At 72.6% G+C, this 23,309-nt stretch carries 21 protein-coding genes; 10 read left to right on the top strand and 11 right to left on the bottom strand.

Translation table 11 applies throughout. From position 1 onward, the window contains the following. Window positions 1–52 precede the first annotated feature (52 nt). Window positions 53–703, bottom strand: coding sequence for a signal peptidase II (gene lspA, locus DZA62_RS02475; protein WP_198663338.1), 651 nt, complete (start codon window positions 701–703; stop codon window positions 53–55). A gap of 82 nt (window positions 704–785) precedes the next feature. On the opposite strand from lspA, the gene DZA62_RS02480 reads away from it, so the two are divergent. The 3 genes from DZA62_RS02480 (at window position 786) to DZA62_RS37460 (ending at window position 3,681) form a co-directional block, all read left to right on the top strand. Further along, window positions 786–2,153, top strand: coding sequence for an NAD(P)H-quinone dehydrogenase (locus DZA62_RS02480; RefSeq protein ID WP_116947165.1), 1,368 nt, complete (start codon window positions 786–788; stop codon window positions 2,151–2,153). Between the two features lie 64 nt (window positions 2,154–2,217). Then, window positions 2,218–3,468: a DUF222 domain-containing protein gene (locus DZA62_RS02485; protein WP_116947166.1), complete on the top strand. Its 1,251-nt coding sequence runs from the start codon at window positions 2,218–2,220 to the stop codon at window positions 3,466–3,468. 24 nt (window positions 3,469–3,492) lie between these two features. Then, on the top strand, window positions 3,493–3,681 hold the full coding sequence (locus DZA62_RS37460) for an HNH endonuclease signature motif containing protein (protein WP_408618060.1): 189 nt from the start codon (window positions 3,493–3,495) through the stop codon (window positions 3,679–3,681). Here the strand turns inward: DZA62_RS37460 and DZA62_RS02495 are convergent. Then, window positions 3,678–4,151 (bottom strand): NUDIX hydrolase, encoded by a 474-nt coding sequence (locus DZA62_RS02495; RefSeq protein ID WP_116947168.1) that lies wholly within the window; start codon window positions 4,149–4,151, stop codon window positions 3,678–3,680. The genes DZA62_RS37460 and DZA62_RS02495 overlap by 4 nt on opposite strands. A gap of 17 nt (window positions 4,152–4,168) precedes the next feature. Further along, the gene (locus DZA62_RS36190) at window positions 4,169–5,386 is read right to left on the bottom strand and encodes a hypothetical protein (RefSeq protein WP_198663339.1); all 1,218 of its coding nucleotides are present in this window, start codon (window positions 5,384–5,386) and stop codon (window positions 4,169–4,171) included. A 101-nt stretch (window positions 5,387–5,487) separates the two neighbouring features. Here DZA62_RS36190 and DZA62_RS02510 point away from each other — a divergent pair, with 101 nt between their 5' ends. Then, the gene (locus DZA62_RS02510; RefSeq protein ID WP_157987417.1) at window positions 5,488–6,618 is read left to right on the top strand and encodes a winged helix DNA-binding domain-containing protein; all 1,131 of its coding nucleotides are present in this window, start codon (window positions 5,488–5,490) and stop codon (window positions 6,616–6,618) included. Window positions 6,619–6,621: 3 nt separating this feature from the next. Here DZA62_RS02510 and DZA62_RS02515 read toward each other — a convergent pair whose 3' ends face one another. Together DZA62_RS02515 and DZA62_RS02520 are read right to left on the bottom strand one after the other, a co-directional pair. Continuing rightward, window positions 6,622–7,017: a PPOX class F420-dependent oxidoreductase gene (locus tag DZA62_RS02515; protein WP_116947171.1), complete on the bottom strand. Its 396-nt coding sequence runs from the start codon at window positions 7,015–7,017 to the stop codon at window positions 6,622–6,624. A 91-nt stretch (window positions 7,018–7,108) separates the two neighbouring features. Beyond that, complete coding sequence (locus DZA62_RS02520) at window positions 7,109–8,881, bottom strand: acetyl/propionyl/methylcrotonyl-CoA carboxylase subunit alpha (protein WP_116947543.1); 1,773 nt, start codon at window positions 8,879–8,881, stop codon at window positions 7,109–7,111. Window positions 8,882–9,123: 242 nt separating this feature from the next. Between DZA62_RS02520 and DZA62_RS02525 the strand changes: the two genes are divergently transcribed. Together DZA62_RS02525 and DZA62_RS02530 are read left to right on the top strand one after the other, a co-directional pair. Then, window positions 9,124–9,603: a SigE family RNA polymerase sigma factor gene (locus tag DZA62_RS02525; protein WP_408618062.1), complete on the top strand. Its 480-nt coding sequence runs from the start codon at window positions 9,124–9,126 to the stop codon at window positions 9,601–9,603. Further along, complete coding sequence (locus DZA62_RS02530; RefSeq protein WP_116947172.1) at window positions 9,600–10,949, top strand: hypothetical protein; 1,350 nt, start codon at window positions 9,600–9,602, stop codon at window positions 10,947–10,949. The genes DZA62_RS02525 and DZA62_RS02530 overlap by 4 nt, the downstream gene beginning before the upstream one ends. A gap of 3 nt (window positions 10,950–10,952) precedes the next feature. Here the strand turns inward: DZA62_RS02530 and DZA62_RS02535 are convergent, their stop codons facing one another. Further along, window positions 10,953–11,339 carry a MerR family transcriptional regulator gene (locus DZA62_RS02535; RefSeq protein ID WP_116947173.1) on the bottom strand — a complete coding sequence of 129 codons (387 nt, stop codon included), beginning with the start codon at window positions 11,337–11,339 and terminating at the stop codon, window positions 10,953–10,955. A 91-nt stretch (window positions 11,340–11,430) separates the two neighbouring features. Here DZA62_RS02535 and DZA62_RS02540 point away from each other — a divergent pair, with 91 nt between their 5' ends. Continuing rightward, window positions 11,431–12,597: an acyl-CoA dehydrogenase family protein gene (locus DZA62_RS02540; RefSeq protein ID WP_116947174.1), complete on the top strand. Its 1,167-nt coding sequence runs from the start codon at window positions 11,431–11,433 to the stop codon at window positions 12,595–12,597. Between the two features lie 1,563 nt (window positions 12,598–14,160). On the opposite strand, the gene DZA62_RS02545 is transcribed toward DZA62_RS02540, so the two are convergent. The 3 genes from DZA62_RS02545 to DZA62_RS37465 all read right to left on the bottom strand — a co-directional run bounded on the left by DZA62_RS02545 (window position 14,161) and on the right by DZA62_RS37465 (window position 16,598). After that, a complete protein-coding gene (locus tag DZA62_RS02545) occupies window positions 14,161–14,853 on the bottom strand; it encodes a Maf family protein (protein WP_232827224.1) in 693 nt (230 codons plus the stop codon). 145 nt (window positions 14,854–14,998) lie between these two features. Continuing rightward, window positions 14,999–16,411, bottom strand: a complete 1,413-nt coding sequence (locus tag DZA62_RS02550) for a dicarboxylate/amino acid:cation symporter (protein WP_116947176.1) — start codon at window positions 16,409–16,411, stop codon at window positions 14,999–15,001. Window positions 16,412–16,520: 109 nt separating this feature from the next. Continuing rightward, on the bottom strand, window positions 16,521–16,598 hold the full coding sequence (locus DZA62_RS37465) for a putative leader peptide (protein ID WP_407717011.1): 78 nt from the start codon (window positions 16,596–16,598) through the stop codon (window positions 16,521–16,523). Between the two features lie 214 nt (window positions 16,599–16,812). Between DZA62_RS37465 and DZA62_RS36195 the strand changes: the two genes are divergently transcribed. The 3 genes from DZA62_RS36195 to DZA62_RS35460 are packed head-to-tail and all read left to right on the top strand — an operon-like array spanning window position 16,813 to window position 21,364. Beyond that, on the top strand, window positions 16,813–17,076 hold the full coding sequence (locus tag DZA62_RS36195) for a hypothetical protein (protein ID WP_198663341.1): 264 nt from the start codon (window positions 16,813–16,815) through the stop codon (window positions 17,074–17,076). Further along, window positions 17,073–19,235: a bifunctional polysaccharide deacetylase/glycosyltransferase family 2 protein gene (locus tag DZA62_RS02560; protein ID WP_116947178.1), complete on the top strand. Its 2,163-nt coding sequence runs from the start codon at window positions 17,073–17,075 to the stop codon at window positions 19,233–19,235. The genes DZA62_RS36195 and DZA62_RS02560 overlap by 4 nt, the downstream gene beginning before the upstream one ends. Continuing rightward, window positions 19,232–21,364: a glycosyl hydrolase family 18 protein gene (locus tag DZA62_RS35460; RefSeq protein ID WP_157987419.1), complete on the top strand. Its 2,133-nt coding sequence runs from the start codon at window positions 19,232–19,234 to the stop codon at window positions 21,362–21,364. The genes DZA62_RS02560 and DZA62_RS35460 overlap by 4 nt, the downstream gene beginning before the upstream one ends. 2 nt (window positions 21,365–21,366) lie before the next feature. Here DZA62_RS35460 and DZA62_RS02570 read toward each other — a convergent pair whose 3' ends face one another. Both DZA62_RS02570 and DZA62_RS35465 read right to left on the bottom strand, forming a co-directional pair. Further along, window positions 21,367–23,031 (bottom strand): DUF885 domain-containing protein, encoded by a 1,665-nt coding sequence (locus DZA62_RS02570; protein WP_116947179.1) that lies wholly within the window; start codon window positions 23,029–23,031, stop codon window positions 21,367–21,369. Between the two features lie 68 nt (window positions 23,032–23,099). Beyond that, on the bottom strand, window positions 23,100–23,309 hold the full coding sequence (locus DZA62_RS35465; protein WP_157987420.1) for an acyl-CoA carboxylase subunit epsilon: 210 nt from the start codon (window positions 23,307–23,309) through the stop codon (window positions 23,100–23,102).

The following is a 23,309-nucleotide window of genomic DNA, read 5'->3' on the forward strand; positions in this document are numbered from 1 at the left end:
GGAACGCTCAAACGGTCAGGATCGGGTCATCGCGGAAAGCGGGAGCGGACGGTCAGGCGTCGGTGCTCGGCGCGGAGCCGCGGCGGACGCCGTCGATGCTGACACCGCGCCAGGTGAGGACGGCGATCAGGATGGCCGCGCCGGTGATGGCGATGTCGGCCACGTTGCCCACGAACAGGCCGCCGTAGTCGATGAAGTCGACGACGTGACCCTCGGGGAAGCCGGGAGCGCGGAACAGCCGGTCGATGAGGTTGCCGAACGCGCCGCCCAGCAGCAGCCCGAGCGCGATCGCCCACGCCGTCGAACCCAGTTTCGCCGACGCCCGGATCACGGCCGCGATGACCACGATCACGATCAGCGTGAGCAGCCACGTCAGGCCGGTCGCGATCGAGAACGCCGCACCGGAGTTGTACAGCAGCCGCAGCTGCAGCAGGTCGCCGATGATCTCGATCGGCTCGCGGCCGGCCAGCTCGCGCTCGGCCCACCACTTCGTCAGCTGGTCGACCGCCGTCAGTACGACGGTGATGGCGGTGAGCCGGCCGATCAGCCGCCAGTTGGTCGGCGCGGGCTGCTCGGGCGCGTCCGGCGTGCTGTCGTCGGACGTCGCGTCGTGAGGCGTCGCGTCGTGAGGCGTCGCGTCGTCGGGCGCTGGGTCGCCGGCCGCGGGGTCGTCGCCGGCCGCGGGGTCGGGTGTGGTCGGCACGGTGTAAGGGTGCCATGCCGGTCCGCCGCACCTCAGCACCGGGCGGGCGGCGCGACGCGACGGCATACGGGACAATGGCCGGGTGACACGTGTGGCGATTCTCGGCGGCGGACCCGGCGGCTACGAGGCGGCGCTGGTGGCGGCGCAGCTCGGGGCGGAGGTCACGCTGGTCGATCGCGACGGCGTCGGCGGCTCCGCCGTCCTCACCGACTGCGTGCCCAGCAAGACCCTCATCGCGACCGCCGAGGTGGTCAGCGACGCCGCGGAGTCCGCGGAGCTGGGCGTCGAGCTGGGCCACGACTCCGTCGGCGTCGACCTGCGGCGGGTCAACCAGCGGGTGCTCGAGCTGGCCAAGGCGCAGTCGGCCGACACCACGGCGACGGTCGAGAAGGCCGGCGTGCAGATCCTGCGCGGGACGGGGCGCCTCGCGCCCGGCGACCGCGTCATCGTCGACGACGGCGCCCACGAGTTCGTCGCCGACGTCGCGCTGCTGGCCACCGGCGCGCGGCCGCGCATCCTGCCCGAGGCCGAGCCCGACGGCGAGCGCATCCTCACCTGGGAGCAGGTCTACGACCTCGACGAACTGCCCGAGCACCTGGTCGTCGTCGGCTCCGGCGTCACCGGTGCCGAGTTCGCCAGCGCCTACAACGCCCTCGGCTCCGACGTCACGCTGGTGTCGTCGCGCGACCGCGTCCTGCCCGGCGAGGACGCCGACGCCGCGTACGTCCTCGAGGAGGTGTTCGCGCGGCGCGGGCTGAACGTGCTGTCGCGGTCGCGGGCGGCGTCGGTGCGGCGCGAGGGCGCCGGCGTCACCGTCTCGCTCACCGACGGGCGGACCGTGCGCGGCTCGCACTGCCTCATGGCCGTCGGGTCGGTGCCGAACATCGAGGGTCTCGGGCTGTCCGAGTGCGGCGTCGCGCTGGACGACCGCGGATTCATCAAGGTCGACCGCGTCTCCCGCACGTCCGCCCGCGGCGTCTACGCGGCCGGCGACGTCACCGGCGTCAACATGCTCGCGTCGGTGGCGGCCATGCAGGGCCGCACGGCGATGTGGCACTCCCTCGGCGACGCCGTGTCGCCGCTGAACCTCAAGACCGTCGCCGCGAACGTCTTCACCGACCCCGAGATCGCCACCGTCGGCTGGAGCCAGGCCGCCGTCGACGCCGGCGACATCGACGCCGTCGCCGTCAAGCTGCCGCTGACCACCAACGCGCGGGCGAAGATGCTGGGCATCCGCGACGGCTTCGTGAAGCTGTTCTGCCGGCCGGGCACCGGCATCATCGTCGGCGGCGTGGTGGTGGCGCCGCGGGCCAGCGAGCTGATCCACCCGATCTCGCTCGCCGTCGAGGCCTCCCTCACCGTCGACCAGATGGCGCGCGCGTTCACCGTCTACCCGTCGCTGTCCGGGTCGGTCGCCGAGGCCGCGCGGCAGCTGCACCGCCGCGACTGACCCGACGGGCCTGGCACTCGCATCGGCTCAGACCTTGTCGGTGGGTGCCGATAGGGTCGGTCGTATGTTCGAGGAAGCGCTGCTGACTACGCCGTCGTCGGGTCATGGCCCGGTGGCGGAGCCGTGGGTGGCGTGGCCGTACGACTCGGTCGACGACATCGATCCGGTGCTGCTGCGCGAGCTGTCCACCGGCGAACCCAGCCGCACCATCACCGACGCCGAAGCCCTGCCGACCGGGCCGGAACTAGCTGCCGTGATCGCGGGGTTCGACCCGTCCGCGGCCTCCGCGTACGACCTGGTCGAGGCCGGGTCCGCGTTCGCGCGGATGGCGGCGTGGGTGGCCGCCGGCGAGGCGACGGTGCTGGCGGAGCTCGCCTCACGAGCGCAGCTGCGCCCGGACCACACCGGGTACCGGTCGGTCAACCCGGTCACCAACACCGCCATCGAGATAGCCGGACGCTGCCACGTCACGGTCACGCAGGCGGAGAACCAGGTCGGCCACGCCCTGCAACTGGTGGAAGACTTCCACGACACCCACACCGCCCTGTCCACCGGGGCGATCGACCTGCGGCGTGCCCGCGTCATCACCGACGAACTCGGCGGCCAAGACCAGCACGTGCGTGTCCGGGTCGAGGCCGCCGTGCTGCCGAAAGCACCCTGCCTGGACGCGGTCGCGCTGCGCAAGGTGATCAAGCGGCTGCTGCACGAACTCGCACCGGTAGCGACCGCCGAACGGCACAAGATCGCCCGCGACCGCCGCTACGTCGCCGTCACCCCCGCCAGCGACGGGATGACGCACCTGGAGGCGTTGCTGCCCGCCGAGGACGCCACCGCCCTCACTACCGCGTTGAACGCGGCCGCCGCGCACGCCAAACGCGCCGATGCCTCCGCCAGCCGCCCGGCCCGCACGAAAGACCAACGCCGCGCCGACGCCCTGGCCGAACTGGGCTGGGCCGCAATCACGGCCTGTAACGACACCCCCATGTCGGACCACGCTGCCGTGACCACGGGCGTCGTTCTTGCCGGCCGCGCTCCCGCCACCGGCGCGACGCCGCAGCGGCGGCCGATCAGCGTGCACGTCACCGTCCCGTTCAGCACACTGGCCGGGCTCAGCGACGAGCCCGGTGAACTGGACGGCTACGGGCCCATCCCCGCCCACGTCGCCAGTCTGCTCGCGAGCGAAGGCGTGTGGACATGGCTGCGCACTGACGTCACCGGGCAGGGCCTCGACCTGGGCCGCACGAGGTATCGGCCGACCACGGCGCTGGCGGAGTTCATCGCCGCCCGAGACCGGACCTGCCGAGCGCCCGGCTGAGACCGGCCTGCCCGCGCTGCCGACATCGACCACGTGATCCCCTTCGCCGCAGGCGGCACCACCTGCGCGGCGAACCTCCACGCGCTGTGCGAAACGCACCACCTGCTCAAACACCACGGCCGCTGGACCGTCTGCCGACAACCCGACGGCACGACGGTCTGGGCCGGCCCCACCGGCCACCGCTACCTGAGGCCGTCGGCCCGGGCTGGCTAGGGTTGCACGAAATACGGCGCCGGCTCGTCCTTCAGCGCCTGTAGCAGCCGCTGCTGCTGACCGTCGTCGAGCGGTGGCAGCTCATCCGGCGCGAACCACTCGACCGCCAGCGACTCGTCGTCGTTGACCCCTGCCTCGCCGCCGACCGGCCGGCAGCGGAACGCGATGTCGAGGTACTGGACGTGGTCGCCGTTCGGGTAGCTGACCGGCGGACCGGTGATGACGCTGCTGATGCGCTCGACCTCGATGTGCACGCCGGTCTCCTCGAACGCCTCCCGCACGACGGCGACAGCGGGCTGCTCGCCGGGCTCGAGGATGCCGGAGATCAGCGCCCACTGCCCGGTGTCGGAGCGCTGATGCAACAACACCCGCCCCTCGCCGTCGACGATGACCGCGGTCACGCCGGACAGCCACAGCAGGTCATGGCCCACGCGCTCGCGCAGCGCCAGGATGAACTCAGGAGTCGGCATCGGTCAGGACGCTACCGTCAGTCGCCGAACCCGCCGCCGAAGTCGCCCCCGCCGCCGAAGTCTCCACCGAAGTCTCCGCCACCGCCCCAGTCACCGCCGAAGTCGCCCCCACCACCGTCTCCGCCGTCGACGTACACGGGGGTCGACATCGCGGAACCCAGCATCGTGCCCATGAGCATGCCGGGCAGCAGGCCGCCGAAGTAGCCGCCTGCCCAGCCACCGTAGGCGGGACCTGCGTCGTAGTAGGGGCGGCGTTCACCGTCGCCGACCGGCACCATGCGGGTGTCGGGGTCGGCGCCGTTCTTGATGCGCAAGGCGTCGGCGGCGCACGCCGGGACCGTGCGCGGCGCACCGCCCGGCGGTGCCCACTCGATGTCCTCGACGGACGGCCCGTGGCCGGGGTCGAAGAAGCACGGCAGTCGGCGCTCCGGGATCGGCTCACCCTTGGTCCGGGCATCGACGCAGGCCAGCAGCCAGCGGCCTTCTTCGAGGGCCGTGGTGACGGGCTTGAGGTCGGTGGGCTTCTCGGCGCGGTCGGCGAACATCTTGGCGTTCTCGTAGAGGTCGAGGGCACGGCCGTACTCGTTGCGGGCCTCGATCGGCACTTTCGATTCCTGGCGCAGATCGAGGTCGAGTGTGGAGAGCCGCTCACCGTACTTGGTGATGTCCTCCTCGAGCGCGCCGCGGACCTGCTCGAGCTGGGCACGCTCCTTGCCGCGCTTGTTGCGGCGGTACAGGAGGAAGCCGCCGCCGCCGGCGGCCGCGAGGATCGCGAGGGGGAGGAGGCCCCCGCCGCCGCCCCCGCCGCCCGAGCCACCGCTACCGGACCCGCTGCCCGCGGCCAGCTCCTCGACGTTGCCAACCAGCTGCCCGGCGAACTCGGGGATGGTGGTCGTCGCGTTGGCCGCCTGCTGCGCGGCCTGGTTCGCTGCGCTGGAACTCACCTCGGTGGAGCCGGCCGCAGCGTCGCCGCTGGGCAGGTAGGCGACGTAGGTGCCGTTCTCGCCGAGCCGTTCACGGATCTCGCCGAGCGGGTCGGCGGCGTTGCGAGCGTCCTCGGGGAGCACGACGAGGAAGATCGGCGTGTCGGAGTCCGAGAGGGTCTGACGGACGTCGGACTGTTCGGAGCCCGCGAACGGGCGGCCCTCGGCCTCCAGTTCCTGTTCGGCCGTCGGGTCGACGTACAGCGGGGACTCGCGGAGGGCTTCGGCGGCTGCGTCGTACACGCTCGACATACACCCATCATCCATGGTTCGGCGCGATGTGCCATGAGCAGGTCCGTCCGAGTCGATCTCGACGCTGTCGCGTTGTCGGAGGCAGGTGGTTCGATGGACCCGTGGAGAAGGTCACCTGGGGCCAGGTGCTCGCCCGCCGGCTGCGTCGCCTGCACGTCACCGACCCGTCCGCCGACCTGGTCGGCACGGCGGGCCGGCTGGTCGGGCTGCATGCGCAGGTGGCCTCGTCCGCCGAGCTCATCGCGGCCGTCCGCACGCCCGGCTACGCGCTCGGCGACGCACCGACGGCGTTGTGGACCGACCGCACGCTGGTCAAGACGTGGGGCATGAGGGGCACGCTGCACCTGTTCCCGGCGCGGGAGCTGCCGCTGCTCGTCGCGGCGTGGGCGCAGCGGCAATGGCCCAACACCAACGCCGCCTGGGTGCGCTATCACGGCGTCACCGGCGACGAGCTGCGTCGCATCACCGAGGTCATCGGCGAGGTGCTGCCACACCGGGTGCTCACCCGCGAGGAGCTGCTGGCGGAGATCGCGGCGCGGGTGAAGTCCGAGAACATCGCGGCGGCGGTGAAGTCCGGCTGGGGCCAGATGTTCAAACCGGCGGCGGCCGGCGGGCTGCTCTGCTCCGGGCCCGAACGCGATCGCAGCGTCACCTTCACCAGCCCGCGCACCTGGCTGCCCGACGTCGCGTGGGACGAGCAGCCCGACGAGCACACCGCCATGGCCACCGTCATCGAACGGTTCCTCGACGTCTACGGACCGGCCACACACGCCGACTTCAGCCGCTGGTGGGGCACCGACGCCGCGAAGGCGCGCCGGCTGTTCGCCGAGCACGCCGCAGTGATGACCCCGACCGACGTCGACGGTGTCGCGTGCTGGTCCACGCCGGCCGCGCTCGCCGAGCTGACCGGCACCGACGCCGGCGCCGACACCGGCGTCCACCTGCTCCCCGGCTTCGACCCCTACATCGTCGCGCCCGTCGGGCACCGTGCGCACACGGTGCCCGACGGCTTCCTCGACCGCGTCTCGCGCACCGCCGGCTGGATCTCGCCGGTCCTGCTGGTCGACGGCGTCGTGTGCGGTGTGTGGAGCCACGAGCTGAAGAACGGCGCGCTGACCGTCACCGTCGAGCCGTTCGCCACGGTCAGCGCCGCCACGAAGAAGGCCGCGACGGTCGCCGCCCACCGCTACGGCGAGCTGTTCGACGCCGAGCCGCGGCTCGCCTGGGGGTGAGGCTCAGGCGGCCTCTTCGTGCACCCGGTCGACGGCCACTCGCACCGTCACCCGCTGCTCGCCCTCCTTGCGGAAGGGGTAGCTGTCGGCGTCCAGGTACTTCTTCGCCAGCTGGTCGATGACGGCGTCGCCGTCCTCGGTGCTCAGCGTCGCCCGGCCGGTGACGCTGGCCCACCGCCACGCGTTGTCCGGGTCCAGCACGCTCACCGACACGACGTCGTTCTCGCGCAGACGCCGTTCCTTCACGCGGCCGGCGGCGGTGTTGAAGACCACGCCGTCGCCGTCGACGTCCACCCAGACGATCGAGTTGTGCGGGCGGCCGTCGGCGTCGAGAACGGTCGCCCATGCCGGGATGGGGCGGGAGAACAGCTCACGGGCGGTCTCGGACAGAGCGGGCATACGGGTGCTTCCCTTCACAAAAGGTTGACGTCTCAAGTGTTGCCTCCATCGACAACACCTGACGCACCCGTCGTGCTTCCCGAACTCGGCGTCAGTCCTGGATCGTGCAGATGACGGCACCGTTGGCGATCGTCGCGCCGACCTCGGCGGCCAGCCCGGTGACGGTGCCGGCCTTGTGTGCCGTGATCGGCTGCTCCATCTTCATCGCCTCCATGACGACGACCACGTCGCCCTCGGCGACCGTCTGGCCGTCCTCGGCGACGACCTTGATGATCGTCCCCTGCATCGGCGAGGTGAGCGCGTCGCCACCGGCGGCGGCCGCACCCGACCGGCCCGCCGCGCGACGAGCCGGCCGCCGGGCCGCACCCGCACCCGCGGCGCCGGCTCCCGACGCGCCGAGCCCGGCCGGCAGGACGACCTCCAGCCGTTTCCCGCCGACCTCGACCGTGACCCGCTCGCGCGCGTCCTCGTCGGCAGAGTCGACCGCGTCGGCGCCGGTGAAGGGCGGGATCGGGTTCTTCCACTCGGTCTCGATCCAGCGGGTGTGGACGGAGAACGGCTCGGCGTCGGCGGCCGGGACGAACGCGGCGTCGTCGAGAACCGCGCGGTGGAACGGGATGACCGTCGCCAGGCCACCGACCTCGAACTCGGCCAGCGCCCGCCGCGCCCGCTCGACCGCCCGGCGCCGCGTGGCGCCGGTGACGACCAGCTTGGCCAGCAGTGAGTCGAAGTTCTGCCCGACGACGCTGCCCGGCTCGACCCCCGCGTCGACCCGCACACCGGGCCCGGACGGCGGCCGGAACGTCGTCACCGTGCCGGGTGTGGGCAGGAAGTTGCGGCCCGGGTCCTCGCCGTTGATGCGGAACTCGATGGAGTGGCCGCGCACGACCGGGTCGTCGAAGCCCAGCGGCTCACCCTCGGCCACGCGGAACATCTCGCGGACGAGGTCGAGACCGGTGACCTCCTCGGTGACCGGGTGCTCGACCTGCAGCCGGGTGTTGACCTCGAGGAAGGAGATGGTGCCGTCGGTGCCGACGAGGAACTCGCAGGTGCCGGCGCCGACGTAGCCGGCCTCGCGCAGGATCGCCTTGGAGGCGCGGTACAGCTCGGCGTTCTGCTCGTCGGTGAGGAACGGCGCGGGAGCCTCCTCCACCAGCTTCTGGTGCCGCCGCTGCAGCGAGCAGTCGCGGGTGGAGACCACGACGACCTTGCCGTGCCGGTCGGCGAGGCACTGCGTCTCGACGTGCCGCGGGCGGTCGAGGTAGCGCTCGACGAAGCACTCGCCGCGGCCGAACGCCGCCACGGCCTCGCGGACCGCGGACTCGTACAGGTCCGGGATCTCCTCCAGCGTGCGAGCGACCTTGAGGCCTCGCCCGCCGCCGCCGTAGGCGGCCTTGATGGCGACCGGCAGGCCGTGCTCCTCGGCGAACGCGACGACCTCGGCGGCGCCGGTGACGGGGTCGGAGGTGCCGGCGACCAGCGGGGCGCCGGCCCGGGCGGCGATGTGCCGGGCGCTGACCTTGTCGCCGAGCGAGATGATGGCGGCCGGCGGCGGGCCGATCCAGATCAGTCCGGCGTCGATGACGGCCTGCGCGAACTCGGCGTTCTCGGCCAGGAAACCGTAGCCGGGGTGGACGGCGTCGGCGCCGGCGCGCTGGGCGACGTCCAGCAGCTTGGCGATGACCAGGTAGGTCTCGGCGGCGGTCTCGCCGCCCAGCGCGTAGGCCTCGTCGGCGAGCCGGGCGTGCGGCGCGTCGCGGTCGCCGTCGGCGTAGACGGCCACGCTGGCCAGCCCGGCGTCGCGGCAGGCGCGGACGACTCGCACCGCGATCTCCCCGCGATTGGCCACGAGAACCTTGCTGATCCGGCGGTCGTCCACGCTGTCTCCTCCCAGAACTGATCGCGAGTCTAGGGGACCGTCAGATGAACCTCCGGGGTCTCCCCGGATGCGGGCAACCGGCGCGACACGTCCGGCGTGTACATCGCATCGAGGCAAGAACAGGGCGAAGCGGGGTCGTGATGCTTATACAGTCCCCTGACGGGGAAGCCGCACCGGCCGTGGGCGCGACGGTGGTTGCGGGCCGCTCACAGCCGGACGAGGCGACGATGGATTTCGAGGAGTTCGTCCGGGCCAGTCTGCCCGGGCTGTTGCGGTACGGACACGCGCTGACGGGGTCGCCGCACGATGCGGCCGATCTCGTGCAGACGGTGCTCGAGAAGGTCGGCGCGCGCTGGTCGAAGATCATGCGGCAGGACGCCGAACCGCTCGCATACGTGCGGCGGGCGATGGCGAACGCCCATGTGAGCCGCTGGCGGCGACGCCGGCGCGAGGTGCTGGTCGAGGAGTTCCCCGATCAGGGCGTGTCGCAGCCGGACCGCCTCGACGGCGAGCCGCTCTGGCAGGCGCTGGCGCAGTTGCCGCCGCGGCAGCGTGCGGTGCTGGTGCTGCGCTATTACGAGGACCTGTCCGAGGCGGAGATCGCCGCGGCTCTGGGCATCACCGCGGGCACGGTGAAGAGCCAGGCGAGCAAGGCACTGGCGAAGTTGAGGGCGGGCATGTCCTCGGTGGAGGGAAGAGACCGATGAGCGACTTCGACGACGAACTGCGCCGCCTCATGGGCGACGACCGGCTCGGGCTGACGCCGCGCGCCGACGCCGTCGGGCGGATCGTCAAGGGCGCGCACCGGCGGCGGACCGTCCGTGTCGTCGCGTCGGCGGCGGGATCGGTCGGTCTGGTGGCCGCGCTCGCGATCGGCTCGATGGCGGTCAGCGGCCAGTTCTCCGCCGGCCCGCATGAGCCGCAGCCCGCGGTCTCTCCGACCGGCCTGCTGCCAGGGCCGAAGGAACTCGGCCCGGACGCGATCGTGCGGCCGACAACCCCGGCCAGCCCGCCGGCCTCGCCCGATTCGGAGACGACCGAACCGGCCGATCCGGGCGAGGAGGGGTCCGGGCCGCCCGACTCCAATCAGATCGTGCTCGACCCGGACGTCGGGATCGACGGGTTCACGGTCGGCACGCCGCTGGCCGATCTCCAGGCGCTGGACGGGGTGGAGCTCACGCAGTACGGACCGGAGCGCGGCATCTCGAACATGTGCTTCGGTGAGTACGCCAGCACCTGGGCACACGGCACGATCTCCGTTCGCGGCTCGTGGGGCGACTACCCCGACGCCCCCACGCCGTACTTCGAGGTGGCGACGATGTACCTCGACGTGCCGTTCGTGACGCCGGAGGGGATCGGGATCGGCTCGACCGAGGCGGACGTCTTCGCCGCCTACCCGTCCGCCTCGCGATACGCCAACGGCGACCTGGGGGCCGACCTCGGCGACCAGACCACGCGCAGCTGGGTCTTCACCATCACCGACGGCCTGGTCTCGCAGGCCATGCTCGACGGCGTCGACCGGTGCAGCGACCCCGCCGAGGACGGCGACGAGCCGGACCTCCCGCAGCCCACCGGAGGCCCCGGGGACTTCGAGCCGGGCGGCTACCGGGTCAGCGGCGACCAGGCGTTCGCCCCGGTCTGGCTGGGCATGACGCTGGCCGAGCTGCGGCAGCTGGACGGTGTGCAGATCACCGAGGGGGCGGTCGACGGGTTGTGCTACGGCTCGTTCGAGTACGAGCACCTGTTCGGCCTGATCTCGGTCCGGCGCGACTTCGCCTCGGAGGGTAATCCGGCGCCGGCCCAGTCCGAGAGCGACTACCGGGTGACCATGATCAGCTCGTCCGTACCGGCCTCGACGACTCCGCTGGGCCTCGGCCCGGGCTCGAGCCTGGAGTCGGTCCGGCAGGCCTACCCGGATCTCGTCGAGGGCGACACGTTCGATCCGTACGTCCCCGACGGGTACAACCCGGCGGTGCGATGGCTGTTCCAGACGAACGGCGACGGGACCGTCGCGCGGCTCGCCGTCGACGCGGGCCAGAACTGCGCGGGGTGATCGTCAGCCCGTGAGGCGGTCCAGGTCGGCGCGGCATCGACGCTCCAGTTCGGCGAGGTCGGACAGGGTGGCGTCGATGTCGCGCCGGCGTTGTTCCAGTTCAGCGCGCCGGTGCTCGATCTGGTCGACCAGATAGCGCAGCTGGCCGACCTCGCCGGGCTCGGCGTCGTACATGCCGATGATCTTCTTGATCTCCTCCAGCGGGAAGCCGAGCCGCTTGCCGCGCAGCACCAGGCCGAGCCGCACGCGGTCGCCGTCGGCAAAGATGCGGCGGGTGCCGTTGCGGGCCGGGGTGAGCAGCCCCTGCTCCTCGTAGAACCGGATCGTCCGCAGCGTGACGCCGAACTCGTCGGCCAGTTCGGCGATGCTCCACGTCCGCTCGTCGGTCACTGCTGACTCCTTGCTCGAACCCCTGGCCTGGACCCTGAACTTACGTTAACGTAAACGTCAAGTAGCGGTGCGACGGAAAGCGGGAACGCCGATGTTCGAGCTGTCCGCGGAACACGAGGAGTTCCGCACAGTAGTCCGCGACTTCGCCCGGGCGCAGATCGCGCCGCACGCGGCGGAGTGGGATCGCAAGCACGAGTTCCCGGTCGGCGTCGTGCGGGCCATGGGCGAGCTCGGGCTGTTCGGCCTGACGGCACCCGAGGAGTACGGCGGCGCCGGCGGCGACCTCACCAGCCTGTGCGTGGCGATCGAGGAGATCGGCCGGGTCGACCAGTCGCTCGGCATCACGCTGGAGGCCGCCGTCGGGCTGGGCATCACGCCGATCCTGTCCTACGGCACCGACGAGCAGAAGGCGCGCTGGCTGCCCGACCTCGTCGCCGGGCGGGCGCTGGCCGGGTTCGGCCTCACCGAGCCCGGCGCCGGGTCCGACGCGGGAGCGACGGCGACACGCGCGGTCCTCGACGGTGACGAGTGGGTCATCGACGGCGCCAAGCAGTTCATCACCAACTCCGGCACCGAGCTGACCAGTTGCGTCGCCATCACCGCACGGACCGGCGAGCGGCCGGACGGCAGCGCGGAGATCTCCGCCATCATCGTCCCGGCCGGTACGCCGGGCTTCATCGTCGAACCTGCCTACGACAAGCTCGGCTGGCATGCGTCCGACACCCACCCGCTGACGTTCGACGGCGCACGGGTGCCGGCCGGCCACCTGCTCGGCAAGCGCGGCCAGGGGTTCGCGCAGTTCCTCGCCACCCTCGACGACGGCCGCATCGCCATCGCGGCGCTGGCGGTCGGCTGCATCCAGGCGATGCTCGACGCGTCGGTCGACTACGCGCACGAACGGACGTCGTTCGGCGTGCCGATCGGCGCGAAGCAGGCCGTCGCGTTCCAGATCGCCGACCTGCACGTCATGGCACAGGCCGCCCGGCTGCTGACTTACCGGGCCGCCGCCCTGCGTGACGCCGGCGCACCGGCCGAACAGGTCAAACAGGCAGCGGCGTCGGCCAAGCTCTACGCGACGGAGTCGGCCGTCACCGCCACCCGCGTCGCCACCCAGGTGCACGGCGGCTACGGGTTCATGGAGGAGTACCCGGTGGCTCGCTTCTACCGCGACGCGAAGATCCTCGAGATCGGCGAGGGCACCAGCGAGATCCAGCGGCTCGTGCTCGCGCGCGGACTGGGCCTGCCCGTTCAGGCCTGATCGGTGTGTCCGGCCGTTCCGGGTCCTTCGGGAGGGTCGCCGTGACGACTGTGCCGCGAACGTCGCCCGTTGGGGGACCGTTGGCCGGTTCCCCCTGCTCTTGGCCGCGATCAGGGGACGGGAAGTCTGGTGAGGGTCGGGCGTCGCTGGGGCCCTCCGAGGCGTCCGCTGGGTGAGATTTCGGCGCCCTTGGTGGGCCATCACCAGGACTGTGTTCGCTTCACCAGGCATGCAGTCCTGGGTCAGCGGGAGAACGCCTGGTGAGCTAGCGGATCCCGATGGCCGACGCCGACGCCGACGCCGTGTGCCGGTGTGGCCGCCGCTCCACGATCATCAACCGTTGGCGACGTCATGGCGTCGCTGACGGTTGATGATCATGGTCGAGGGCGGGGTGCGGCCGGTCGGGGACCTGGGCTTCTCGTTTGGTCAGCGCGCCGGTGCGACGGTGGGCCGGTTCTCGCTGCGGCCGGTCGTCTTCGATCGCCGTTGTCGCGTTTGGCGGGCGTTCGTGGGCGTGGAGCGGACGTCTCGCTCTGGAGGTCGGCGCGGCGTCCGGCCGTCGCTCGGGGTGTCGGCTGGGTTGGCTGTGGTTGCCGGCCTGGTGGTGCGCGGTTCCAGTGGTGCGCGGGTGTGGGCGACCGTGGCCCTTCGGGGGTGGGCTCGGGGTGGGCGTTCTCGTGGTTCACGAGGTCGGCGCGACGGCGGCAGTCGGTCTGCTCGTGCTCGGGTCCGGAGGTGACCGTGGCCTTACGGGTGTGGCGAGCGGCTCGGGGTGGGCGTTCTCGTGGTTCACGAGGTCGGCGCGACGGCGGCAGTCGGTCTGGTCGTGCTCGGGTCCGGAGGTGACCGTGGCCTTACGGGTGTGGCGAGCGGCTCGGGCTAGGCGTTCTCCTGGTTCACGAGGTCTGCATGCCTGGTGGAGCGTGAGCACGGGTGCTGAACGTGATCATTTCCGGGAGGGTTGGGCCGGGGCGGCGGTCGCGTGGGGCCACGGGTCGGCGGGCGGACCGGGACCACGCCAGCGGAGCCCGAGGTGTGCCCAGACTCGCCCCGTCCCCCTGATAGCTGCCAGGTTCTTGGCCGCGCGGCCGTGGGTCAAGCGGTCTCGTCGGCGCGAAGCGCCCGTCAGTCCGCTTGAGGCGCGGTTGCGCGGCTGAGAACATGGGCAGCAGGGGGACGGCGAACGGCACGAACCCGACACACGTACGCCCGGCCAACCAGGCCGGCCAACCGAGCCGTCCAGGCGCACTGAGTCGGTCGGCCAACCGAGGCAGACGGGGCGCACCGAGGGCACCGGTCCAGTTGGCCACGCAGACGAGGCGTCGCTGGGACACGCCCAAAGCTGGCCTGGTGAACGCGGAGTTGGCTGGGGATCGGCGGACCGGCAGACTCGGTGGACCGGCGGGCTGGTTGGACCGGCGGACCCGGCGCGCTGGCCGGCCCGGTGGTGCGGCAGAGATGGTGCGGCAGAGATGGTGCGGCAGAGCCGATGGTGCGGCAGAGCCGACGGGCCGGCAGGGCCGATGGCCCGCCACGACCGGCAGGCCGGCCAACCAGGGAGCGTCAGCGCGCGTCCCGGCTGGCGGCGCGACGGGCGCGGCGGCGGACCGGCTCGTGGTCGGGGTCGGTGCGCCACAGTTCGGTGATCGAGACGCCGAGCCGGCCCAGCAGGGTCCGCAGCAGCGGCAGCGACAGCCCGACGACGGCGTGGTGGTCGCCGTCGATGGCGGTGACGAACGGCCCGCCGAGGCCGTCGATGGTGAAGGCGCCGGCCACCCGCAGCGGCTCGCCGGTGGCGACGTAGGCGCGGATCTCGGCGTCGGAGAGGTCGGCGAAGTGCACCGTCGTGCTGGCGGTGTCGCCGAGCGCCCGCCCGGTGCCGCCGTCGTCGGGTTCGCGCAGGTCGATCAGCCAGTGGCCGCTGTGCAGCACGCCTGACCGGCCGCGCATGCGCTGCCAGCGGCGCACCGCGTCGACGGCGCTCTCGGGTTTGCCGTGGATCTCGCCGTCGAGTTCGAGCACGGAGTCGCAGCCGAGCACGATCATGCCGGCGAAGGTCTTGCCGGCGACTCGTTCGGCCTTCGCCCGGCCGAGCAGCAGCGGCACGTCGTGCGGTGGGACCGGGCCGCGGGAACGCGCCTCGGCGAGGACGGCGTCCTCGTCGACGCCGGAGACCTGGACGACGGGTTCGATGCCGGCGGAGCGCAGAGTCGCCAGCCGGGCGGGGGACTGGGAAGCGAGCAGCAGGCGCACCACGGACCTCACGTTACCGAAAATGATCATCGGCGGTCGATGCCTGAAACAGCATGGACCGCCGACGATCATCGGGTGATCATGGTCACGGAGAGGTTAACCCGTAGTACGTCACCCTGTCTCGGGCATCGCTCAGTGCGCGGGACGCTCAGGCCGTGGCCAGGCTGCCCGGACGCGCCGCCTGGTCCTCCTCCGGCCGGTCCTCGCCGCCGTCGGAGAACACGTCGCCATGCCGGTCGGAGTTGTAGACGTCCAGGTCCAGCAGGCCCTCGCGCTTGGCGACGATGGTCGGGACCAGCGCCTGCCCGGCGACGTTGACCGCCGTCCGGCCCATGTCGAGGATCGGGTCGACGGCCAGCAGCAGGCCCACGCCGGCCAGCGGCAGGCCCAGCGTCGACAGCGTCAGGGTGAGCATGACGGTGGCGCCCGTCGTGCCGGCGGTCGCGGCCGAGCCGACGACGGAGACCAGCACGATCAGCAGGTAGTCCGACACCGACAGGTCCAGGCCGAAGAACTGCGCGACGAAGATCGCGGCGATCGCCGGGTAGATCGCGGCGCAACCGTCCATCTTCGTCGTCGCGCCGAACGGCACCGCGAACGACGCGTACGACCGCGAGACGCCGAGGTTGCGCTCGGTGACCTGCTCGGTGACCGGCAGCGTGCCGATCGACGAGCGCGACACGAAGGCCAGCTGGATGGCCGGCCAGGCGCCGGTGAAGAACTTGACCGGGTTCAGGCCGTGCGCCCGCAGCAGGACCGGATAGACGACGAACAGCACCAGCGCCAGGCCGATGTAGATGGCCAGCGTGAACCGGCCGAGCGAGCCGATGGCGTCCCAGCCGTAGTCGGCGACGGCGTAGCCCAGCAGACCGATGGTGCCGATCGGGGCCAGCCGGATGATCCACCAGAGCACCTTCTGCACGATCGACAGCGCGGCGCGGTTGAACGCGAGGAACGGCTCGGCCTTGTCGCCCAGCTTGAGCGCGGCGATGCCGATGGCCGCCGACACGACGACGAACTGCAGCACGTTGAACGACAGGCTGGTCGCGGCGGCGCCGGACTCGGGGTCGACCGAGGTCGACGCCGTCAGCGCGAGGAAGTTGGTCGGCACCAGGCTGGTGAGGAACGCCCACCAGTCGCCGGTGCGGCCCGGCTCGCCCGCCTGGTCCTGGGTGACGGACGTGTGCTCGCCCGGCTGCAGGATCAGGCCGAGCGCGATGCCGATGGCGACCGCGACCAGTGCGGTGATCGCGAACCACAGCAGCGTCTGCCCGGCCAGCCGCGCCGCGTTGGTGACGTTGCGCAGGTTCGCGATGCTCGCGACGATCGCGGTGAAGATCAGCGGGATGACGGCGGCGCGCAGCAGGTCGACGAACAGGCCGCCGACGGTGTCGAGGGTGCTGGTCAGCCAGTTCGGGTTGCCGTCGGCGGCCGGGCCCATCTCGCGGGCCACCAGCCCGAGGACGACGCCGAGCGCCAGGCCGATGAGGACCTGGACGGAGAACGAGGGCAGGCGCAGCCGGCGGGAGGCGGGCGCGCCGGCGGTCGCGGTTTCGGACATGCGAAGACCTTCCGGAGCGGGGTGGGGGACGGTGACGCGGGAGCCGCGCGCGGGCGGGCGGGGTCACCGGGGGAAGGGTTCGCCAGGGCGCGCGCGGGTGCAGCGGGTGCTAGGCCGGACAGGCAGAGCTGGCCTGCCGTCGCAGATCGACGTGCAGGCGCTGAGTGAGACCCCAGATGTTCACCATGTCGACCAGCCCAACGGTGGCTGAATCGGCCCATATTCCCGCGAGTCAGGATCGATGGTGTGATCTGGGTCTCATTGACATTCGGGTCATTCTCGGGACCATCGGCCCTAAGTGACGCGCGAATCCGTGCTTACCATTGCTCGTAATCACCGCACGCCATCGTGGGCCCCCCGACGAGGCGTGTGATGTCGAAGTCGTGCGCTCGGGGGGAATGATGCACGAATTCGCCGCGGCGGGACCCGCGCGCCCGCCACAGGACGATCACCCGCGCACGCCGGTGTTCGTCGATCGGCGTGGCCGCCGTCGTCGCTGGATGACGTACTGGGGGCTGGTCGTCGCCTGTCTGGGCCTCCTTTACGTGGCGCTCGTCACCGCGAGCCTGGCCGCCCAGCCGGTCCGGCCGGAGGGGAACGCGCCGGCCGACGCGCCGCCGGCGGCACGGGTCGATCGGCCTGCCGAGGTGGATGTGCCGGAATGACGTTCGCGCGCCCCGGGGCCGCTCGTGCGACGGCGCCCAGGCTGCATTGGCTCCTGCTCAGTGTGATGCTGGTGGTGCTCGCCGTGGTACTGCTGGTGAACGGGCTGGTCAAGGCGCAGTTCGGGGCAGACCACCGGGTGGCGCCGCCGACGAGAGCCGACACCGTGCCCGACATAGTCCGCAGTGGCCGGCCGATCCTCGACCTGCGCCACGGCACGGCCCGCACCTACGCGGTCCCGGACCACACCATCGTGCTCACGTTCGACGACGGCCCGGACCCGGTCTGGACGCCGCGCATCGTCGAGGTGCTGGAACGCCACCGCGTGCCCGCCACGTTCTTCGTCGTGGGGAATCTCGCGTCGCAGCACCCCGACCTCGTCCGGCGGATCCACGAGGCCGGCAGCGAGCTGGGCATCCACACGTTCACCCACCCCGACCTCGCCTACGTGCCGGGCTGGCGGCGCGAGCTGGAGCTGTCCCAGACGCAGCTGGCCGTCGCCGCCGCCACGGGGAGGACGTCGTCACTGGTCCGGCCGCCGTACTCGTCGGCGGCCGAGGCCATCGACGACACCGGCTGGCCGGCCATCCGGGAACTGGGGAACACGGGCTACGTCACGGTGCTGACGACGCACGACACCCAGGACTGGGCCCGTCCGGGCGTCGACGAGATCGTCCGCCACGCGATCCCCGAGAACGGGGACGGCGCGGTCGTCCTGATGCACGACGCGGGCGGCGACCGGTCGCAGACGGTCGAGGCGCTGGACCGGCTGATCCCCGAGCTGCGCTCGCGCGGGTACCGGTTCGCGACGGTCGGCGACGTGGTCGGCGAGGACGTCACCGCGCCGGCCACCCGCGCCGAGCGGCTGCGCGGCGACGTGCTGCTGCTCCTGGTGCGCGGCAGCACCGCCGCGACGTCCGTCCTGGCCGTGCTGGTGGGGCTCACCGGGGCGCTGGTCGTCCTCCGGCTGCTGCTCCTCATCGCGCTGGCCCGGCGCCATGCCCGGCGGCACAACGCCACGCGCCGGTTCGGGCGGGGCCGGCCACCGGTGACGGAACCGGTCTCGGTGATCGTGCCGGCCTACAACGAGGCGGCGTGCATCGCCCGCACGGTGCGCTCGCTCGCCGCCAGCGACCACCCGGTGGAGGTGATCGTCGTCGACGACGGATCCACCGACGGCACGGCGGAGGCGGCCCGCGACCTGCAGTTGCCCGGCGTGACGGTGTTCCGGCGACCCAACGGCGGCAAGCCGGCGGCGTTGAACACCGGCATCGCGCAGGCCGAACACGACCTCATCGTCATGATGGACGGCGACACCGTGTTCGGCCCGGACACCGTCCGCCGCCTGGTGCAGCCGTTCGCCGACCCCGGCATCGGCGCGGTCGCCGGCAACACCAAGGTCGCCAACCGGGGCGGCCTGCTGGGCGCATGGCAGCACATCGAGTACGTCGTCGGGTTCAACATCGACCGCCGCGCCTACGACGTGCTGCAGTGCATGCCCACCGTCCCCGGCGCCGTCGGCGCGTTCCGCCGCCGCGCGCTGTCCGAGGCCGGCGGCGTCAGCGACGACACGCTCGCCGAGGACACCGACCTCACGATGGCGATCTCGCGGGCCGGGTGGCGCATCGTCTACGAGCCGGACGCCGTCGCCCGGACCGAGGTGCCCACCGGCCTCGGCGAGCTGTGGCGGCAGCGGTACCGGTGGAGCTACGGGACGATCCAGTCGATGTGGAAGCACCGGCGGGCGGTCTTCGAACCCGGCCGCTCCGGGCGCTTCGGCCGCTTGGGCCTGTTGCACCTCGCGCTGTTCCAGGTGGCGCTGCCGCTGCTGGCGCCGTTGATGGACGTCTTCCTGGTCTACGGGCTGCTGTTCCTCGACCCGGTGCGCACGGTGGCCGGCTGGCTCCTCCTGGTGCTCAGCCAACTGGCGGCCGGCGTCTACGCCTGCCGGCTGGACGGCGAGCCCATGCGGGGGCTGTGGCTGCTGCCGCTGCAGCAACTGGTCTATCGACAGCTGATGTACGCGGTGGTGATCCAGTCGATCGTGACCGCCTTGACCGGCATCCGGCTGCGCTGGCAGAAGCTGCACCGTCTCGGCGAGGCGGGCGCGGGACCGGGTGACGGTTCGCGGGCCGCCGCGAGGGCGCGGGCCCGGCCGTGACGGAGGCCGTGGCGGGCCGCGAGCGGTACATCGACGTGTACCGCGCGGTCGCCCTCGTCCGGGTGATGGTCTACCACCTGGTGGGCTGGGCCTGGCTGTCGGTCGCCTTCCCGGCGATGGGCGTCATGTTCGCCGTCGCGGGTTCCCTGACGGCGCGCTCGCTGGAGCGCCGTCCGTCCTTCGACGTGGTCGCCGGGCGGTTGCGCCGGCTGCTGCCGCCGGTGTGGCTGCTCGGCGCCGTCGTCATCACCGCGGCCGCGGTGCGGGCCGGAGGCCTCGGCGACACGGGCATCCGCTGGCGCGACCTCGTGTACTGGATCGTGCCGGTGTTCGACCCGCCGGGCGACGCCTGGCTCGTCAACGTCGTCGCGCCGCTCTGGTACGTGCGCGCCTACCTGTGGTTCGTGCTGCTGTCGCCGCTGTTGCTCTGGGCGTTTCGCCGCTGGCCGGTGCGCACGCTGCTGGTGCCGCCGGCGATCGTCGTCGCGGGGACCTTCCTGTCCGCGCCGTTCGGCTGGGGCGCGCCCGGCGACGCGATCCGCGACTTCGCCACCTACGGGGCGTGCTGGCTACTCGGATTCGCGCACCGGACCGGTCAGCTGCGCCGCCTGCCGCTGGCCGCCGCCGTGGCGGTGGCCGCGGCCGTGATGGGCACCGGGCTGTGGTGGGCGCTGGGGCACCAGACCGGCCTGGGGTACGACCTCAACGAGATCCCGCTGGGCCAGGCGCTCTGGTCGCTCGGTGTGGTGCTGGTGCTCATGCGGTGGTCGCCGCCGCTGGACGGCGTCGACCGCGTCCCCGGCCTCGGCCGGCTGATCGACTTCATCACCGCCCGGGCGGTCACGCTCTACCTGTGGCACAACCCGGCGATCGACCTCGCCTGGGCGCTGTGCGAGCGGGCCGGCCGGTCCGAGCTCGGCCTGGTCGCCGTCGTCGCCGCCGCCCTGACCCTGCTGGCCACGATGCTGTTCGGGTGGGCCGAGGACATCGCCGCCCGCCGGCCGGTGCGGCTGCTGCCAGGGCTGCTGAGGAGCCGGGCCCAGACACGGGGGCCGGTGGGGGCACGCGCCGTCGGCATGGTGTTCGGCCGGCTCGGCGTCACGGTGCTCGCCGCCCTGGTGCTGGCCTCCTGGGTCATCGCGCCGACGGGCGGCCGGGCGCCCGCGGAGCGTGGTCCGTGGGCGGTCACCGCGTACCTCGTTCCGTGGGACGTCGACCGCGGGCTGGCCTCGCTCCCGGACGCCGCGGGGCCGCTGACCGCCGTCAGCCCGGTCTGGTACACGCCGGACGACGACGGATCCCTCGTCCGCAACGACCCGGCGCCCGTCGGCCCGGTCGCCGCCCGGATCCGCGCGGAGGAGCTGGACGTGGTCCCGTCGATCAGCAACTTCCGCAACGGCGAGTGGGACGCGGCGCTGGTGCGCCGGCTGGTGACCGATCCGGCGCTGCGTGCCGCCCACGTCGCCGCGATCGCGGCGACCGCCGAGGAGAGCGGGTGGGACGGGATCGACGTCGACTACGAGGCGCTGGAGCCGGGCGACTATGCCGCGTTCGGCGCGTTCCTCGGTGACCTGGGGCGGGCACTGCACGCCGACGGCCGGCGGCTGACCGTCGCGCTGCCCGCGGGCACCGCGGCGGACCGGCCCGAGCTCGCCCCGCTCTACCGGCTGGCCGGGGCCGCGGCCGACGAGGTCCGCGTCATGACCTACGACTACGCCTGGGAGGGCTCCAGCCCGGGCCCGGTCGCGCCCGTCGGGTGGGTCGAGGACGTCGTCCGGTTCGTCGTCGAGTCAGTGCCCCGGGAGCGGGTCGTCCTCGGCCTGGCCGCGCACGGCTACGACTGGCCGGGAACCGGCGGCAACGGCGCCGACCTCATGTACGCCGAGGCCGTCGAGCTCGCCGACCGGTACGGCCGCGAGGTCCAGTGGGACCTCGACTCGCAGACACCGTGGTTCCTCTACACCGAGGGCGGTGTGCGCCACGAGGTCTGGTTCGAGGACGCCCCGAGCCTGGCGGCCAAGCTCGAGGTCGCCATCGACAACCGGCTGGGCGGCGTCTTCCTGTGGCGCGTGGGCGGCGAGGACCCGACCGTGTGGCAGGTTCTCGGGTCGGCCGCCGCCCACCGGTAGCGTCAGAGCCGGGCCAGCGCCTCGCGCAGCGGGTCGAGGCCGAGCGAGCCGAGGTCGAGCGCCGCGCGGTGGAACTCGCGCAGGTCGAACGCGTCGCCCTTGCGGCGCCGCGCGTCGTCGCGGGCGGCCAGCCAGATCCGCTCGCCGATCTTGTACGACGGCGCCTGCCCCGGCCAGCCGAGGTAGCGGTCGAGCTCGAACCGGAGGAACTCGTCGGGCATGCGGCAGTGGGCGCGCAGGAACGCGTACGCCGACTCCGGCGTCCACACGCCGGCCGGCAGCCCGTCGGCCGCCACCAGTGACGCGGGGATCTCCTTGCCGAGGTGGAAGCCGATGTCGATGACGACACGGGAGGCGCGGAACGCCTGGCTGTCGAGCATGCCGAGGCGGTCGCCGGGGTCGTCGAGGAAGCCGAGGTCGGCCATCAGCCGCTCGGCGTAGAGCGCCCAGCCCTCGCCGTGGCCGGACACCCAGCACAGCAGCCGCTGCCAGCGGTTGAGCACCTCGCGGCGGTACATGACCTGGGCGACCTGCAGATGGTGGCCGGGCACGCCCTCGTGGAACACCGTCGTGGTCTCGCGCCAGGTGGAGAACTCCTCGACCCCCTCGGGGACGGACCACCACATGCGGCCCGGCCGGCTGAAGTCGTCGCTGGGCCCGGTGTAGTAGATGCCGCCCTCCTTGGTGGGGGCGATGCGACACTCCAGCCGGCGGATCGGCTCCGGGATGTCGAAGTGCACGCCGCTCATCGCCTCGATGGTGCGATCGGACAGCTTCTGCATCCACTGCTGGAGGCCGTCGGTGCCGGCGATGCGGCGGGCCGGGTCGGCGTCGAGCGCGGCGACGGCGTCGTCGACGGTGCCGCCGGGGACGATGTCCTGAGCGACCTCGGCCAGCTCGGCCTCGATGCGAGCCAGCTCGGCCACGCCCCACTCGTAGGTCTCGTCGAGGTCGATCGTGGCGCCGAGGAAGTACCGCGAGGCGACGGCGTAGACGTCGCGGCCCACGGCGTCCTGCTCGCGCGCGGCCGGGGCGACCGTCTCGCCGAGGTAGCCGCCGAACGACCGGAACGCCTCGGACGCCGCCGCGGCGGCCGCGTCGAGGTCGGCGCGCAACCCGTCCGGCCCGCCCTCGGCCAGCCCGGTGAAGAACGTGTTGGCGACCCGCCCGGCCTGCTCGGAGACGGCGAGCACCTGGCGGCGCGCCGGTGCTCGGCCCGCGGCGACGTCGGCGTCCATCGTCCGCCGGTACTGCTCCAGCGCCTCCGGCACGGCGCGCATGCGGACGGCGATGTTCGCCCACTGCTCGTCGGTGTCGGTGGGCATCAGGTCGAACGTCTCGCGGACCCAGTGCATGGGGCTCTCGATGACGTTGAGGGCGCGGCTCAGCCCGACGTCGTCCAGCTCGAGGTCGAGGGACAGTCGCTCGCGCATGGCCTCGCCCGCGACCCGCTCGCGCTCGTCGGCCGAGGTGGCCGTCTCGAGCGCGGCGAGTGTCCGCTCCGCGAGCGCCCGGCGCTGCGCGAACCCGTCGGGCGAGAGGTCGGTGCTCTGGGCGTCGTAGCCCTTCAGGCCGGCGTAGGTGGCGGTGTACGGGTCGAGGGCGGCGTACTCGTCGACGTAGGCGTCAGCGATCTCGTCGACGGAGCGGGGCTGCGGAGTCGTCACGCTGCGACCCTATCCGGGCGATCCTTGCGGCGAGAAGGACGATCGACGGGCAGATTTCCGGCAGTTCGTCAGCGCGGCAGCGCGCTGGCCCGCCACGATCCCGGGCCCGCCGTCAGCGGCGCCGGCCGCCTCGTCCAGTACGACGCCCACGCCGACCGCGGGGGCTCGACCGGCGCGCTCGCACCCGCCGCTCTCGCCGTCAGCACGACGACGAGCGCGGCCAGCTCCTCCTCCGTGGGCGTCCCCTTGACGACCCGGAACAGCGGCGCATCGCTCAC

The sequence above is a fragment of the Jiangella endophytica genome, assembly GCF_003427025.1.
GTDB classification, from domain to species: Bacteria; Actinomycetota; Actinomycetes; order Jiangellales; family Jiangellaceae; genus Jiangella; species Jiangella endophytica.

What these genes read in the sequence shown, in the direction of transcription:
- DZA62_RS02485 (WP_116947166.1), top strand. Translation starts at nt 2,218, where the DNA reads ATGTTCGAGGAAGCGCTGCTGACTACGCCGTCGTCGGGTCATGGCCCG.
- DZA62_RS02495 (WP_116947168.1), bottom strand. Translation starts at nt 4,151, where the DNA reads ATGCCGACTCCTGAGTTCATCCTGGCGCTGCGCGAGCGCGTGGGCCAT.
- DZA62_RS36190 (WP_198663339.1), bottom strand. Translation starts at nt 5,386, where the DNA reads ATGTCGAGCGTGTACGACGCAGCCGCCGAAGCCCTCCGCGAGTCCCCG.
- DZA62_RS02515 (WP_116947171.1), bottom strand. Translation starts at nt 7,017, where the DNA reads ATGCCCGCTCTGTCCGAGACCGCCCGTGAGCTGTTCTCCCGCCCCATC.
- DZA62_RS02525 (WP_408618062.1), top strand. Translation starts at nt 9,124, where the DNA reads ATGGATTTCGAGGAGTTCGTCCGGGCCAGTCTGCCCGGGCTGTTGCGG.
- DZA62_RS02530 (WP_116947172.1), top strand. Translation starts at nt 9,600, where the DNA reads ATGAGCGACTTCGACGACGAACTGCGCCGCCTCATGGGCGACGACCGG.
- DZA62_RS02540 (WP_116947174.1), top strand. Translation starts at nt 11,431, where the DNA reads ATGTTCGAGCTGTCCGCGGAACACGAGGAGTTCCGCACAGTAGTCCGC.
- DZA62_RS02550 (WP_116947176.1), bottom strand. Translation starts at nt 16,411, where the DNA reads ATGTCCGAAACCGCGACCGCCGGCGCGCCCGCCTCCCGCCGGCTGCGC.
- DZA62_RS37465 (WP_407717011.1), bottom strand. Translation starts at nt 16,598, where the DNA reads ATGGTGAACATCTGGGGTCTCACTCAGCGCCTGCACGTCGATCTGCGA.
- DZA62_RS36195 (WP_198663341.1), top strand. Translation starts at nt 16,813, where the DNA reads ATGCACGAATTCGCCGCGGCGGGACCCGCGCGCCCGCCACAGGACGAT.
- DZA62_RS02560 (WP_116947178.1), top strand. Translation starts at nt 17,073, where the DNA reads ATGACGTTCGCGCGCCCCGGGGCCGCTCGTGCGACGGCGCCCAGGCTG.